General features: G+C 57.0%; 15 protein-coding genes and 1 pseudogene. 5 read left to right on the forward strand and 11 right to left on the reverse strand.

Annotation, left to right across the window (positions count from 1 at the left end; all coding sequences use genetic code 11):
* Positions 1-253: pseudogene (locus VSS37_RS01865) on the forward strand (hypothetical protein); the annotation flags it as partial.
* Between the two features lie 360 nt (positions 254-613).
* Here the strand turns inward: VSS37_RS01865 and VSS37_RS01870 are convergent.
* Positions 614-1,168: a prolyl 4-hydroxylase family protein gene (locus VSS37_RS01870; RefSeq protein WP_324692916.1), complete on the reverse strand. Its 555-nt coding sequence runs from the start codon at positions 1,166-1,168 to the stop codon at positions 614-616.
* A 645-nt stretch (positions 1,169-1,813) separates the two neighbouring features.
* Here VSS37_RS01870 and VSS37_RS01875 point away from each other — a divergent pair.
* Complete coding sequence (locus tag VSS37_RS01875; protein WP_324692917.1) at positions 1,814-4,093, forward strand: NADP-dependent malic enzyme; 2,280 nt, start codon at positions 1,814-1,816, stop codon at positions 4,091-4,093.
* Between the two features lie 86 nt (positions 4,094-4,179).
* Here the strand turns inward: VSS37_RS01875 and trmB are convergent, their stop codons facing one another.
* From trmB to thiS, 3 genes are read right to left on the reverse strand one after another with little or no spacing between them, the layout of a single operon-like run.
* Positions 4,180-4,866, reverse strand: coding sequence for a tRNA (guanosine(46)-N7)-methyltransferase TrmB (gene trmB / locus VSS37_RS01880; protein ID WP_324692918.1), 687 nt, complete (start codon positions 4,864-4,866; stop codon positions 4,180-4,182).
* A gap of 3 nt (positions 4,867-4,869) precedes the next feature.
* A complete protein-coding gene (locus VSS37_RS01885) occupies positions 4,870-5,652 on the reverse strand; it encodes a thiazole synthase (protein WP_324692919.1) in 783 nt (260 codons plus the stop codon).
* A gap of 17 nt (positions 5,653-5,669) precedes the next feature.
* The gene (gene thiS, locus VSS37_RS01890) at positions 5,670-5,870 is read right to left on the reverse strand and encodes a sulfur carrier protein ThiS (protein ID WP_324692920.1); all 201 of its coding nucleotides are present in this window, start codon (positions 5,868-5,870) and stop codon (positions 5,670-5,672) included.
* A gap of 205 nt (positions 5,871-6,075) precedes the next feature.
* Between thiS and VSS37_RS01895 the strand changes: the two genes are divergently transcribed.
* Complete coding sequence (locus tag VSS37_RS01895; RefSeq protein WP_324692921.1) at positions 6,076-7,638, forward strand: hypothetical protein; 1,563 nt, start codon at positions 6,076-6,078, stop codon at positions 7,636-7,638.
* Between the two features lie 5 nt (positions 7,639-7,643).
* Here the strand turns inward: VSS37_RS01895 and gpmI are convergent, their stop codons facing one another.
* On the reverse strand, positions 7,644-9,185 hold the full coding sequence (gene gpmI / locus VSS37_RS01900; protein ID WP_324692922.1) for a 2,3-bisphosphoglycerate-independent phosphoglycerate mutase: 1,542 nt from the start codon (positions 9,183-9,185) through the stop codon (positions 7,644-7,646).
* Positions 9,186-9,354: 169 nt separating this feature from the next.
* On the opposite strand from gpmI, the gene VSS37_RS01905 reads away from it, so the two are divergent.
* Positions 9,355-10,116, forward strand: a complete 762-nt coding sequence (locus VSS37_RS01905; protein WP_324692923.1) for a BPSS1780 family membrane protein — start codon at positions 9,355-9,357, stop codon at positions 10,114-10,116.
* On the opposite strand, the gene tatC is transcribed toward VSS37_RS01905, so the two are convergent.
* Genes tatC through hisF form a run of 6 tightly spaced genes read right to left on the reverse strand, consistent with a single transcriptional unit; the run spans position 10,108 to position 13,347 of the window.
* Positions 10,108-11,139: a twin-arginine translocase subunit TatC gene (gene tatC, locus VSS37_RS01910; protein ID WP_324692924.1), complete on the reverse strand. Its 1,032-nt coding sequence runs from the start codon at positions 11,137-11,139 to the stop codon at positions 10,108-10,110. The genes VSS37_RS01905 and tatC overlap by 9 nt on opposite strands.
* Entirely contained in the window at positions 11,123-11,419 is a 297-nt protein-coding gene (gene tatB, locus VSS37_RS01915) for a Sec-independent protein translocase protein TatB (protein WP_324692926.1), read from the reverse strand. The genes tatC and tatB overlap by 17 nt, the downstream gene beginning before the upstream one ends.
* A gap of 15 nt (positions 11,420-11,434) precedes the next feature.
* Positions 11,435-11,659, reverse strand: a complete 225-nt coding sequence (gene tatA / locus VSS37_RS01920; protein ID WP_324692927.1) for a twin-arginine translocase TatA/TatE family subunit — start codon at positions 11,657-11,659, stop codon at positions 11,435-11,437.
* Positions 11,660-11,676: 17 nt separating this feature from the next.
* Positions 11,677-12,003 (reverse strand): phosphoribosyl-ATP diphosphatase, encoded by a 327-nt coding sequence (locus tag VSS37_RS01925; RefSeq protein ID WP_445971467.1) that lies wholly within the window; start codon positions 12,001-12,003, stop codon positions 11,677-11,679.
* Positions 12,004-12,052: 49 nt separating this feature from the next.
* Positions 12,053-12,574 (reverse strand): hypothetical protein, encoded by a 522-nt coding sequence (locus tag VSS37_RS01930; RefSeq protein WP_324692929.1) that lies wholly within the window; start codon positions 12,572-12,574, stop codon positions 12,053-12,055.
* Positions 12,574-13,347, reverse strand: coding sequence for an imidazole glycerol phosphate synthase subunit HisF (gene hisF, locus VSS37_RS01935; RefSeq protein ID WP_324692930.1), 774 nt, complete (start codon positions 13,345-13,347; stop codon positions 12,574-12,576). The genes VSS37_RS01930 and hisF overlap by 1 nt, the downstream gene beginning before the upstream one ends.
* Positions 13,348-13,585: 238 nt before the next feature.
* Between hisF and VSS37_RS01940 the strand changes: the two genes are divergently transcribed.
* Positions 13,586-13,886, forward strand: a 301-nt coding sequence (locus tag VSS37_RS01940; protein WP_324692931.1) for a hypothetical protein, incomplete at its 3' end; no start/stop codon positions are given.

A 13,886-nucleotide genomic window follows, 5' to 3' on the forward strand; every position in this document is an offset into this window, starting at 1 on the left:
CCCCGACGCCGACACCAACCCCGACGCCGACACCAACCCCGACGCCGACACCAACCCCGACGCCGACACCAACCCCGACGCCGACCCCAACCCCGACGCCGACCCCAACTCCGACGCCGACCCCAACTCCGACGCCGAAGCCATGCCCGACTCCGACCCCGCACCCGGCTCCAACGCCATGCCCAACTCCGGCTCCGCACCCGGCTCCGCACCGGTCTTCGAAGCGATGCTAACCCTGGCTATTGCCTGTTAACCCTTTGCGGGCAGGCATAAAAAAAGGCTTCCTTTTGGAAGCCTTTTTTGTCGGCGACAAATGGTGGGTAGTTTTGAACTTGCAGGCGGTCTTAGTCAGCAGCCACTAACGGCTCAGGCTGGCCACAACCTACCGGCCAATACCAAAAAATTTTCAATCGGTATAAAAGAACATGTCGCCATGGCCTTTTTCACGAAACCACTTGGTAATAATGACTTTTTTCCCTTCTTCCACCTGCATGCCGTGATGCAGTGTATGGCGATTGGGGGTGCCATCAGGGTACAGGTTATTCCAGATGACCGCCTGACCCTGCTTCGGATAGAAGGTGTGGTTGATATACGGGAAATAAGTCCCTCCCCCTTACGAAACATCATTGAGATAGACAGCAAATGTCCAGGTACGCTGCCCCATTTGGCTGGTGAACTCCTGGTAGACATCCATATTTGGCGCAAAATAATCGTGATGCGCCTTGAACTCCTGCCCAACCGAGTAATGCTGTGCTTGAATCGCCTCTGAATATGGCAATTGCACACCCAATGTCCGGGCAATTTTTTCATCTATGTAAGGGACAATAGGGTCATCCTGATTATGCAAATCACACGTCATGCTGGTGCGGAACGCATTGTCACCATTACTGTGTGTCACCTCGGAAGGGCGCAATTTTTCTTCTGTTAAAGCGATAATCCGCTCACATTCTTCGGGGGACAGAAAATTATCAATGCTGTAGAGTTGCAATAATGGTGTATCAAAGCGTTGCCAACCTTCTGGCCTGCCGCCTGTTTCTGGAAGCTGTGCCAAGGCAGCATAATCAACGGCCGAATCAATGGAAACTTCAATGCCTTCCGGGAAGGCATCCTTCATCATCTGCCTGATGCTCTCGACAGCAAAACCGTTTTCGCGCAAAGTCTGGTACAAACCGCCTGCATCACAGCCGCGTTGCAAATTCGTGTCCAGCCATGTTTTCCATTCCTGATCCAGTCCTGCCATGACAATCTCCTGGTTTTACAGTAATTATTAATTGATTGTGCAAATATCCAATAGCAAAAAAATATGGATAAATACCGGCCCCATCATAAAAAAGACATTCAAATAATGCCCAGCAGGGCACTATCCAGTGGTGATTCCCCCTAGACAGACGGTCTCTCCGACCATTGCCCTAACCTACCGACGCAGTAACAGTGGCTGCGCTTGCGCAACCTGTTTGGCAAGTGGGGACAGACGCCGCCTTCCGTCTGTTGGCGGTTTCTGGCCAGCAAATCGTCGATCTTTGGTCATATGCTGATTAATTTGGTTAACGACAAACCTTTTTCGCATCGTACAAGAATCAGGTAAGATTCAGGGACAAGCGATGTCCAGCCAAAAGACAACCATAAGGTGGCGGTTTTCCGCCGCCTTTGCCTTATACCTGCTGCATATCGGCTCCCTATCATAAATAAAGTCTCTCCATATCACGCAGTTAGCTGGAAAACCGCAAAACCGGACGGCGTCGGCATGTTTTTCCCATAAACGGCCAAGACGCGCTTTTTGCATTCATCACGACGCTTTAGGACCACAACCGCTATGAAAGACGAACTCAACCAGGCCGCGCTGGATTACCACCAGTTCCCCCAACCCGGCAAACTCGAAGTCACCCCCACCAAGAATATGGTCAACCAGCGCGACCTGGCGCTGGCGTATTCCCCCGGCGTCGCCGCCGCCAGCTTGGCGATTGCCGACAACCCCGCCACTGCCGCCGATTACACCACCCGTGGCAACCTGGTGGCGGTGGTGTCCAACGGCACGGCGGTGCTGGGGTTGGGTTCCATTGGCGCACTGGCGTCCAAGCCGGTGATGGAAGGCAAAGCGGTGCTGTTCAAGAAGTTCGCAGGCGTGAATGCGTTCGACATCGAGTTGGACACCCTCGACGTGGACAAGCTGGTGGAAGCCGTCGCCCTGATGGAGCCGACATTCGGCGGCATCAACCTGGAGGACATCAAGGCACCGGAATGCTTCGAGGTGGAAAAACGCCTGAAAGCGCGCATGAAAATCCCCGTGTTCCATGACGACCAGCACGGCACCGCGATCTGCGTGGCGGCGGCAATCCGCAACGGCCTGCGGGTGGCGGGCAAAAACATTGAAGACGTGAAACTGGTCTGTTCCGGCGCGGGCGCGGCGGCGATTGCCTGCATGAACCTGCTCCAAGAAATGGGCCTGAAGAAAGAAAACATCATCGTCAACGACCGCTTCGGCATTATCTACCAAGGCCGCACCGACGAGATGAACCCGTACAATTCCGCCTACGCCGTCGACACCACCGCCCGCACGCTGGATGATGTGATGGACGGCGTGGACGTGTTCCTTGGCCTGTCCGCCCCGCGCGTGCTCAAGCAGGAGCATGTGAAAGTGATGGCGGCAAACCCGCTGATCCTCGCCCTGGCCAACCCTGAACCGGAAATCCGCCCGGAACTGGTGTACGAAGTCCGCTCCGACGCCATCATCGCCACGGGCCGCAGCGACTACCCGAACCAAGTCAACAACGTGCTGTGCTTCCCGTTCCTGTTCCGTGGCGCGCTGGACGTGGGCGCAACCGAAATCAACGAGGCGATGAAAATCGCGGTGGTGGAGGCGATTGGCGACTTGGCCATGCGCGAAGCCTCCGATGTCGTCGTGTCAGCCTACGGCGGCGCGGAATTCCATTTCGGGCGCGACTACCTGATCCCCAAGCCGTTTGACCCGCGCCTGATGACCATCATCCCGCCGCGCGTCGCCAAAGCCGCGATGGAAAGCGGCGTGGCCACCCGCCCGATCACCGATTTCGAAGCCTATGAGCGCAAGCTGGAAAGCTTCGTGTTCCGCTCCGGCATGACCATGAAGCCGGTGTTCGACCGGGCGAAACGCAACCCGCAACGCATTGTGTTCGCGGAAGGCGAATCCCAGCGCGTCATCAATGCGGTGCAAATCCTGGTCGACGACGGCATCTGCCAGCCGATCCTGCTCGGCAACCCGGAACTGATCCAGCGCAATATCGACGCCTACGACCTGCGCCTGAAGATCGGCAAAAACGTGCAGGTGGTTGACCCGCGCAACAATCCCGATTTCGAGCGCCATGTGGCGGAACATTACGCAGTGATGTGCCGCAAGGGCGTGACCCCGGTCTACAGCCGCCGGGTGATGATGGCGCGCACCACCCAGATTGCCGCCGTGCTGCTGCGTTGCGGCGACGCTGATGCCATGATCTGCGGGGTGGAAGGCAATTACATTTCGCACCTGCATTACGTGCGTGACCTGATCGGCGCGCGCCCCGGCCTGGAGGATGTCGCCGCCGTCACCATGCTGATCCTCAAGCGCGGCACCTACTTCCTGACCGACACCCATGTGAACGAAGATCCAACCCCGGAACAACTGGCGGACATCACCGCGCTGGCGGCGGAACTGGTGAACGGTTTCGGCCTGGAGCCGAAGGCCGCGTTGCTGTCGCATTCCAATTTCGGCAGCCGCATGAACAAATTCTCCGCCAAAATGCGTGATGCCCTGGATGTGTTGCGCCAGAAATACCCGCATATCCAGGCGGAAGGTGAAATGCATGTGGATGCGGCGCTGTCGCAGGAAGTCCGCGACCGCATGTTCCCCAATGCGGCGTTCACGGGCGAAGCCAACCTGCTGGTCTGCCCGGATCTGAATTCCGCCAATATCGCCTACAACATGAGCAAGATGCTGGCGGACGGCCTGCCGGTCGGGCCAATGCTGGTGGGGACAAACTATCCGGCGCACATCCTGACCGAAAGCACGACCGTGCGCGGGATTGTGAACATGGCGGCGTTTGCGGCAGTGGAAGCGGCCAGCCGCAAGCAGCAGGCGTAACGGGCGGAAACCCTATCCTGACCTTCCTCACCCGCCAGGGGTGGAAGGTCTTCCCCCTTGGCGGAAGCCGGTTGCATCTGCCCGGATCACAGCCGCTGGTACAGCAAATCCCAGACGCCATGCCCCAGTTTCAGGCCACGGTTTTCGAACTTGGTCAGCGGGCGCTCCGGCGGGCGCGGGGAATAAGGCGACCCAACAGCAAGGTTGCGGAACTCCGGGCAGGCATCCATCACCCGCGCCATATGCCCGGCGTAGCTCTCCCAGTCGGTCGCCATGTGCAACACGCCGCCGCTGCGCAGGCGGGTGGCGACCAGCTTGACGAAATCCGTTTGCACAATGCGGCGCTTGTGGTGCTTTTTCTTGTGCCAGGGGTCGGGGAAGAACAGTTGCACCCGCTCCAGCGCGGCAGGCGGAATGCGCTGTTGCAGGATGTCGACCGCATCGCTGTTCATCACCCGGATATTCTCCAGCCCATTGTCGCCGATGATTTTCAGCAAGTGACCGACGCCGGGGGTATGCACTTCGATACCGATGAAATCACGTTCCGGCGCGGCGGCGGCCATCTGCGCCAGCGATTCGCCGTTGCCAAAGCCGATTTCCAGCGTGACCGGCGCAGCCCGCCCAAACAGCCGGGCGAAATCCAACGGCGTGTCAGCCATGTCGACGCCAAACACCGGCCACAGGGTTTCCAGCGCCTGTTCCTGCCCCTTGGTCAGACGCCCCTGCCGCAAGACAAAGCTTTTGATCGTGCGGGGATGTTCAGCCGCCTGCATGGTTTAGAAAAACGTCCCGTCAATTGGCGAGGAAGCTGACGCATAGCGCTTGCGCGGCATCCTGCCCGCCAGAAACGCTTCCCGACCGGCGATGACCGCGTGCTGCATCGCGGACGCCATCAACACCGGATTGCGGGCGGCGGCGATTGCGGTGTTCATCAGCACGCCATCGCAGCCCAGTTCCATCGCCACGGCGGCGTCGGAAGCCGTGCCCACACCTGCATCCACCAGCACCGGCACCTTGGCGTTGGCGACAATTTCGAGGATGTTGTATGGGTCACGGATGCCCAGGCCGGAGCCGATCGGTGCCGCCAGCGGCATGACCGCCACGCAGCCGATGTCTTCCAACTGGCGGGCAATCAGCGGGTCGGAACTGGTGTACACCATCACCTTAAAGCCATCCTTGACCAGGATTTCCGCCGCCTTCAATGTCTGGAGGGTGTCGGGGTACAAGGTTTTCTCATCGCCCAGCACCTCCAGCTTCACCAGGTCGTGGCCGTCCAGCAGTTCGCGCGCCAACCGGCAGGTGCGCACGGCGTCATCCACGTTGTAGCAGCCTGCGGTATTGGGCAGCAGGGTGTAACGGTCGAGCGGGATCACGTCCAGCAGGTTGGGTTCATCCTTGTTCTGGCCGATGTTGGTGCGGCGGATGGCGACCGTGATGATTTGCGCGCCGCTGGCTTCAATGGCCGCTTTGGTTTCCGCCAGATCCTTGTATTTGCCGGTGCCGACCAGCAAGCGTGAGGCGTATTCCTTACCCGCAATGGTGAGGGTGTCATTGTGCATACTGTGATTCCTGTGTTTTAACCGCCGCCAATGGCGTGGACGATTTCCACCGCGTCATGGGAATTCAGGGCTGTACTGTCAAACTGGCTGCGCGGGACGAGTTCCTGATTGACTTCGACCGCCAGCCGTTTGCCCTGCAATTCCAGAATCGCCAGCAACTGTGCCACTGTCGTGTCCGCAGGAATAAGGTGCGGGGTGCCGTTGACGAGTATTTCCATCGTGCCGTCCGGGTGGGTTTATGAAAGCGGTATTACATCACAAGCCGAAGGCAGTGTCAGTTTCAAAACAGGCGCAGATCACTTCGCCTTGTGTTTTCAACCAGTCGTCACGGTATGGCCCCCTTGCGCCGCTGAATCCAGAGGAAAATACCTAATATTTATTTTTACCCATGGAATCAGAGTCAAAATAATGGCGATCTTCGGCATGCAAGGAAAAAAAACCACCGCACAGGACAACAATCCTTCTTCTGTACAGGATAGATCCACTCTTTGGTGTGGCCGAGCCGAAGAATTGCAGCTACTGGATAAAACCTGGGCGCATAGCCCATCCAACCTATTGCTGCTGCATGCACCGCCGGGCACCGGCAAAACCACCCTGCTCGCCCATTGGCTACAGTCGGGAGAGGTATCCGGACGCACCTGCAAACCGCCACACCATTGGGTTTTCCCTACCGCTGTCGGGCAACAGGATAGACAGGCACACCATGGCTGGGTCAGGGAATTTCTGGATACCTTGCTCCACCGCTTAGATGTGGCGCATGCTGAAAACTTGACTGGCCGGGAAAAAGCCGTGCTGTTGGCGGAGCGGCTGCAACAGCAGGATAGCTGCCTGATTATAGAAAACTTCCCCGCCAAGCTGATCACGGTAAACTCCATAACAGGCATGTATTCCCCCTGCCTGTATGAATTTTTACGCCGGATGGCGGTCGGCAAGCGGGGAAAGTGCATCCTGCTGTCTGATGAGGAAATCATTTTTACCTATGAAATAGCGCCTCATGTGCACATTATCCGGCTGGGTGAGCTGACGGCGATGGATGGCGCAGAACTCCTCCGCCTGCAAGGGTTCTCCGGTGAGCCGCAACAGCTGGAGCGGATTTCCTCCAGTTTCGACAATCACGCCCTGGCGCTGACGCTGCTTGCCCATTACCTCAAGCAGGCGCATAACGGTGACCTCACACAATTGGACACCGTCCCCATGCTGCTGGACTTCCAGCCTGAAGGACGGGCGACCCGGCGCGTGCTGGCCGCTTACCATAGCTGGCTGGGCAGGACTCCGGAAAGGGCGCTGTTGTACCTGTTAAGCCTGTTTAACCGGCCTGTTTCCCCCACAACCCTATTGGAGGTGGTGGGCGCATCGTTCCGGCAACGCCTGTTCGGTTGCAAACGCCTGCCCAAACTGCTGCATCCCTTGTGCGGCATGAACGGGCAAAAACTGCGTGGCATCCAGCAACGTTTGCACGAGCTGGGCTTACTGTCCGTTTCCGCCAATGGTGACATGCTGGATTTGCCCACATCGGTCAGGGCGTATTTTTTCCAGGCCTTTCAGCTTGGCGATTCCGCCGGGTTGAGTGAACTGCATGAAACACTGCTCAGAAAAGGGGGGCTTGCGCAGGTGCTGCAAGGCGTGGCGGATCCTGCGGGGGAAACTGAACCCGCAATGGCGATCACATCCTTACAAACCCGCCTGAAGGGGTTGGTCGACAACAAACAATGGAAAATGGCGGCGGTGTTGTCCCTGCAATTGTATGAAGCCCATTTGCAGCAGGGAGATGCCCCAACGGCGTTGCAACACTTGCGGCAGAGTGTCGCCTACGCCGACCTGGGCCGGGAGCCGGACACTGTCCAGCGCAATCTGGCGTTACTCATGGACATGCTGCAACGCAATGGCGAGACAAAAGAGGGGCGGCGCATGCAACAACGTTGGTTCGCCAATCACGCCACGCTGTTCCAGCACGAGCCTGGAACAGAAGCGTGTATGCCTAGCTAATGGGATCAGCGCGGCATTTCCTCCAGCAACAAAGATTTGCCACCCATGCTATCCGGCTTGGGCAACCCCATCAGTTGCAAAACCGTTGGAGCCAGATTACTGAGGCCGCCACCGGTCGATAAACGCCAATGGCTTTGATCAATAACAAGACACGGTACTGGGTAAACCGTATGCTGGGTGTTTGGCTCGCCGGTTAGCGGGTCGATGTATTCGTCACAGTTGCCGTGATCAGCGGTGAGGATAACGGAATAACCGTGCGCGACCGCCGCATCCAGCACACGCCCAACTTCGCGGTCTAGCGCTTCCACCGCCTGCACAACCGCATTGCCGACCGCCGTATGCCCCACCATGTCGCCATTGGCGAAGTTCACAACAATGAACCCATACTCGCCTTTTTCCAACGCGGCGACTGTCGCATCCGCAACTTCCGGCGCGCTCATTTCCGGCTTGAGGTCGTAGGTTTCCACGTTGGGTGACGGAATCACCAACCGCGCTTCGCCCTCATACGGCGTTTCCCGCCCGCTATTGAAAAAGAATGTGACGTGCGCGTACTTCTCAGTTTCGGCGCAATGGAACTGGCTGACCCCCGCATCGCTGAGTGTCTGGGCCAAGTTGGTGGTTGGGCGCTCAGGCGGGAACAGCACCGGGACATTGTACTTGCTGTCGTACAGCGTCATGGTGGTCAGTTTGGCGGGCTGGAAATTTCCCCGCCCAAAGCCACTGAAATCCGCCATCGCCAATGCTTCAGATGTCTGGCGTGGGCGGTCATTGCGGAAATTGAAGAACAGCACCTGATCGCCACCCTGGATCAAATCCGCCTGCGGCATGATACGCGGCTTGATGAATTCATCGGTTTCACCGGCGGCGTAAGCATCATCAATCGCGCTCAACGGATCAGCGGCGGCAATGCCTTGGCCGTTGACCAGCGCATCCCAAGCGAGTTTGGTGCGCTCCCAGCGTTTGTCGCGGTCCATCGCATAGAAACGCCCGCTGATGGTGGCGATTTCACCCCCGGTTTGCGCGGCGGTGGCAACGATACGGCTGACAAACTGACGGGCAGCTTTAGGCGCAGTGTCACGTCCGTCGGTAACCGCATGCAGCACCGCTTTGACCCCGGCGGTATGGCAGGCTTGCATCAACGCTTCCACATGGTTGATGTGGCTGTGCACCCCGCCATCAGACAGCAGCCCAATCAAATGCAATGGGCGGGCAGCCGCCTTGGCTGCTTGCAGCGCCGCCAGCAACGCAGGGTTTTCATATAGGCTGCGGTCTTCCACCGCATCATCAATCCGCACCAAATCCTGCTTGAGGATGGAACCACAACCGATGGTCATGTGTCCGACTTCAGAGTTGCCCATTTGCCCATCCGGCAAACCGACCGCACGCCCGGAGGCCTGTAGGGTGGTATGCGGGTACTGGCCGAAGTAGCGGTCAAAATTGGGGGTATTGGCTTCATAGACAGCGTTGAAGCGCTTGCTTGGGTTGACCCCGAACCCATCCATAATGATCAGGATGGTTTTACTGCGTGGAACGTTTGCGTGTTTCACCGGTTGCCCTCGTCATATGCAGTTCGTCGTGAAGGCAGGCATTGTAACAGGTAATACGCTAACTTGCCGTTGGATTTGACTTTTAAAGGGATTTACGTTAGTAAAGAAAGTGTCACATAGAAAAGTTAATCTTAGTAATAACAATAACTTTCACCAGAAGGGCTGCTCAATGAACATACAATTAGTTGAATTTCGACGCTGCTTTAGCTGGATTGGGGCGGGCTGGTATGGATTCAAAAACAACCTGGGCGCTTGGTTGGCACTGTCCATCCTATTTTTGCTGGTAGTGATGCTGTTAGGGATGCTGCCATTCATCGGCCTCCCGCTGATTTTATTGTTTGTTCCGCTGTTGCTGGCAGGGCTGCTGGTGACCGCCCACAAATCCCTGACCGGCTCACTGGCGCAAGTTGAAGACATCCTGGCGGGATTCAACGATGAACGTTTCCGCAAACCCTTGCTGATATTGGGGGCGGCGATGATGGTGGGAACCGTGTTGCTGCTGGCCTTATTCTACCCGTTGAGCGCCGAAATCCTGAAGGCGCTATACATGCCAAGCAGTGGCGCACAGGTGGGGGCAGCGCTGGTGAGCCTGGCGGAATCCTCCCCTATCGGCCTGTTATTGCAAATGGGCGTCAGCAGCGTTGTCCTGATGGCTTTCTTTTACGCCACGCCGCTGGTGGTGTTTGAAGACCTAGACCCATTGGACGCCATCACCACCAGCCTGTTGGCTTGCCTGAAAAACATTGCACCCCTGACCGTTTTCGCCGCCATGATCCTCGGGCTGGGGATGATGGCGGCGTTTGCCTTCGGCTTGGGCTATTTGGCGTTGATCCCTGTGCTGGCCGGAGCCAATTACGCCAGTTTCCGCGACGTATTCGACCCATTGGCACCAGAAAACCGGGACAAAATGCTGGACGCCTCCTCAATCTGAGGCGTCATCCTGCTTTTTCCCGTCCTTGAAACGATCTTCCATCTGCTTGAACTCTTCGTCAAGGCGCTCAAGTTCCGCCTCCATTTCCTCTTCGGTCATAGGCCGGTATGCTTCATCATCGGTGGATTGCACAGGGACAGTTTCCTCCGCCACATACTGCTCATCCTCCCAAACTGGCGTTGCTGCTGCGGTTGCAGCAGCGGCTCCCGCCGCCACCGGCAGGTTGCTAGCCCCCCGCCCGTACCCCTGCGTTTCATGCTCGGCCTTTTCCGTCCTGAAACGCTCCAGATGCCGGTTAAAGACACGACTCAGCACTAGGCCAAGCTCAAATAACAGCCAAATTGGAACCGCCATCAAGGTCTGTGAAATCACGTCCGGCGGCGTCAGGAACATGCCAATGATGAAGGCACCCACAATGATGTAGGGCCTGGCCTTGACCAGCGCCTCCACGCTGACAATACCCATGCTGATCAGGAGGATGGTGGCGACCGGGGTCTCAAAGCTCAGGCCGAAAGCAAGGAACATCGCCACTGAGAAATCCAGGTAGGCGGCAATGTCCGGTGTCGGCGTGACATTGCTGGGGGCAAACGCCACCGCCGCACGGGAAATCATCGGGATCACCACGAAGTAGGCAAATGCCATCCCCGCGTAAAACAAGCCAACGCTGGACACCAATAACGGGGTGATCAGGCGTTTTTCGTGCTGATACAAGCCCGGTGCCACGAACCCCCAGATCTGATAAAAGGTGTACGGCAGGGTCAACAGGAAAGCCACCAGCAACGCCAGCTTGAACGGTATCAGGAACGGTGCCGCCACCCCGATGGCAATCAGCTTATCGCCATGCGGCAACTGTTTAACCAATGGATCAGACAACCAGTTATACAGCGTCTGCACGAAAGGGGATAACAGGATGAAAACAACAACTATCGCAACAACAATACGCAACAACCGGTCGCGCAATTCAATCAAATGCTCCAGAAAAGCTTTAAACCCGGTTTCCTGGGCGTCATTCGGGTTTGTCATGCTTTTCCAGTTCCTTGAATTCCTTACGGATTGATTCGGCCTTGCCTTCCATCATATCCCGCAGGTTGCGCAATTCCTCTTCCTGTTTAAACAACATACTGCGCAACTCTTCGGTATGCAGCTCCCGGTCAATATCCGCCCTGGTTTTGGCGACAAAACGGCGCACCTTACCCACCCAGACACCAACAGTGCGCGCAACTGCCGGTAGGCGTTCAGGCCCAATCACCAGCAGGGCGACCACGCCAATGACGAGCATTTCGAGAAAACTGCTTTCAAACATCGCTCAGGCCTATACCTAAACCTTGTCCTTTTCCTTGGCTTCCGAATCAATCACCCGCCCTGTTTGGCTGGCCTGCTGGTCAATTTTGGGTGGGGCGGCCTCATCTTCATCTTTCACCGCCTTCTTGAAGTTCTTGAACGCCTCGCCCAAATCGCCGCCCATGTTGCGCAGCTTTTTGGTGCCAAACAACAAGACCACGATGACGAGGATCAGGATGAGTTGCAGTGGGCTAAAATGCATGTTTTATGTCCTTCCAGTTATGGTTGCCGACTGGCCTTTTCCGCCAACCCCGAAACGCCGAAACGACGTGCCAACTCATTCAGCACATCCTCTGGGCGCAGGTTCTGGTGAGCCAGTAATACCAGTGTATGAAACCACAAATCGGCGACCTCATACACTATCTTGTCTTTGTCGCCATCCTTGGCCGCCATGACCGTTTCGGTGGCTTCCTCCCCAACCTTTTTCAGGATGGCGTCCAGCCCTTTATGGTACAGCTTGGCGACATAGGAGCTATCCGGCCCTGCTTGCTTGCGGGCCTCCAACACAGCGGCGAGTTGGGCGAGTACATCAGCGTTATCGTTCATCATGCAGAAGATTATATAAAGGAAGTCACACAAAAACAGTTAACGTTGCTTAATTCAGCCGGGAAGCCGTAACCGGGGCGGCAGCATCGCCCACCCCTTGCAACAGCGCCGGTATGTCCCAGCCGGATTTCTGGGCGGCATCGTCCAGCAGCTTACAAACCAAATGCAACAAATCGCTGGTCAGCGTCAGGTCAATACCTTTGCTGTCGCCGTTTTTCAGCGCAACAGAAAAGCCGCCACCCTCCAAGTTCCGGAAACCGGCCCGGACGATCAGCAGGGGATCCGTGCCCAACGGCAGCTTGCCGGTTTCCCGGAACGGGCTGTTGAATTCCGCCTTGCTCTGCGCCCGTTCATGCTCAAAAGCCATCACGGCCTGGCGCGAAACATAATCCAGCTGTTGCCTGGCCGTTGGGGAAGACATCAGCCCTTCCTGCAACACCGGCGACAAACGCCGCAGGAAACGGCGCGTCAACCAGAAGCGGAACTCCTCATCCGCCACAGTGTTGATGCGCAGCAAAATCCGGTCTTCCTCTTCGACGTAACGGGCTTGAATCTGTGACGGCGCAGCCATTACAGCCTCATCTCAATGCCTTGCGCCGCCATGAAACGCTTGGCATCGCCAATGCTGTATTCGCCGAAATGGAAAATGCTCGCCGCCAGCACCGCATCCGCACCGCCCTTGAGCACGCCCTCCGCCAAATGTTGCAGATTGCCGACGCCACCGGACGCAATCAGCGGGATATTCACCCGTTCGGTAATGGCGTGGGTCAAGCCCAGGTCAAAGCCGATTTTGGTGCCGTCCCGATCCATGCTGGTGACGAGCAATTCGCCAGCGCCGTAATCCGCCATTTTCTGCGCCCACTCAACGGCATCGATGCCGGTGCGCTTGCGCCCACCATGTGTGAAGACTTCCCAGCGGTCAGGCTCCCCAGGCTCATTCACGCGTTTGGCATCAATGGCGACCACGATACATTGGGAACCGAAATAATCAGTGCACTCCTTGACCAGTTCCGGATTGAACACTGCGGCGGTGTTGATCCCAACCTTGTCGGCACCAGCATTCAGCATCCGCCGCACATCTTCCGGTTTGCGGATGCCGCCACCAACGGTCAGGGGGATGAACACTTGCGAGGCGACGGACTCCACCATATGCACAATAGTGTCGCGGTTGTCGGAACTGGCAGTAATGTCGAGGAACGTGATTTCATCAGCGCCTTCACGATTGTAACGGGCGGCGATCTCCACCGGATCACCCGCATCACGGATGTCAACGAAATTCACACCTTTGACGACGCGGCCATTGTCCACATCAAGGCAAGGGATAATGCGTTTGGCTAGGCCCATAGGACAATACCATGGTGAAAAAACTCAAGCATTGTATCGTATGCCGTTTGGCCGCTGGTAGGCAATGTTTTAACGCTCATCCCATTTTAATTGGATGAAAATAGGCATACTGGAACAGCATTGGACGCGGTGGCAAGGTATCCATCGCATTGTTTCTGCTGGCCACATGCAAAGGTCTTAAAAAATATAGTCCAATCAGGCAAGTAGAATTTTTTCACTAGTCAAAAGGAGTAATATCATGTGCCTTACCGGTATTTCAGGCGGTTCATACTCATACGGCTCAAGCGGCTCTTCTTCATGTAGTTCCGGCGGCAGCTACGGCGGCGGCTCCAGCTCTTCAGGCTGCGGCAGCCGCAGCGGTAGCGGCGGTGGTTTCCTGAGCGGCTGCCTGTCCGCCATCGGCAACTTGTGCGGTAGCTTCTGTGGAAGCATTGGCGGTAGCGGTAGTGGCGGCAGCTGCGGCGGCAGTGGCAGCTATGGCGGCGGCAGTTACGGTGGCGGCAGCAGCTGCGGCAGCTATGGCGGCGGCTACAGCGGTG

This window comes from Candidatus Thiothrix phosphatis, from assembly GCF_035668035.1.
Taxonomy (GTDB): Bacteria; Pseudomonadota; Gammaproteobacteria; order Thiotrichales; family Thiotrichaceae; genus Thiothrix; species Thiothrix phosphatis.

What these genes read in the sequence shown, in the direction of transcription:
- hisF (WP_324692930.1), bottom strand. Translation starts at nt 13,347, where the DNA reads ATGGGCCTAGCCAAACGCATTATCCCTTGCCTTGATGTGGACAATGGC.
- tatC (WP_324692924.1), bottom strand. Translation starts at nt 11,139, where the DNA reads ATGACAAACCCGAATGACGCCCAGGAAACCGGGTTTAAAGCTTTTCTG.
- thiS (WP_324692920.1), bottom strand. Translation starts at nt 5,870, where the DNA reads ATGGAAATACTCGTCAACGGCACCCCGCACCTTATTCCTGCGGACACG.
- tatA (WP_324692927.1), bottom strand. Translation starts at nt 11,659, where the DNA reads ATGCATTTTAGCCCACTGCAACTCATCCTGATCCTCGTCATCGTGGTC.
- VSS37_RS01905 (WP_324692923.1), top strand. Translation starts at nt 9,355, where the DNA reads ATGAACATACAATTAGTTGAATTTCGACGCTGCTTTAGCTGGATTGGG.
- trmB (WP_324692918.1), bottom strand. Translation starts at nt 4,866, where the DNA reads ATGCAGGCGGCTGAACATCCCCGCACGATCAAAAGCTTTGTCTTGCGG.
- VSS37_RS01875 (WP_324692917.1), top strand. Translation starts at nt 1,814, where the DNA reads ATGAAAGACGAACTCAACCAGGCCGCGCTGGATTACCACCAGTTCCCC.
- VSS37_RS01885 (WP_324692919.1), bottom strand. Translation starts at nt 5,652, where the DNA reads ATGCACAATGACACCCTCACCATTGCGGGTAAGGAATACGCCTCACGC.
- VSS37_RS01925 (WP_445971467.1), bottom strand. Translation starts at nt 12,003, where the DNA reads ATGAACGATAACGCTGATGTACTCGCCCAACTCGCCGCTGTGTTGGAG.
- VSS37_RS01895 (WP_324692921.1), top strand. Translation starts at nt 6,076, where the DNA reads ATGCAAGGAAAAAAAACCACCGCACAGGACAACAATCCTTCTTCTGTA.
- tatB (WP_324692926.1), bottom strand. Translation starts at nt 11,419, where the DNA reads ATGTTTGAAAGCAGTTTTCTCGAAATGCTCGTCATTGGCGTGGTCGCC.
- VSS37_RS01930 (WP_324692929.1), bottom strand. Translation starts at nt 12,574, where the DNA reads ATGGCTGCGCCGTCACAGATTCAAGCCCGTTACGTCGAAGAGGAAGAC.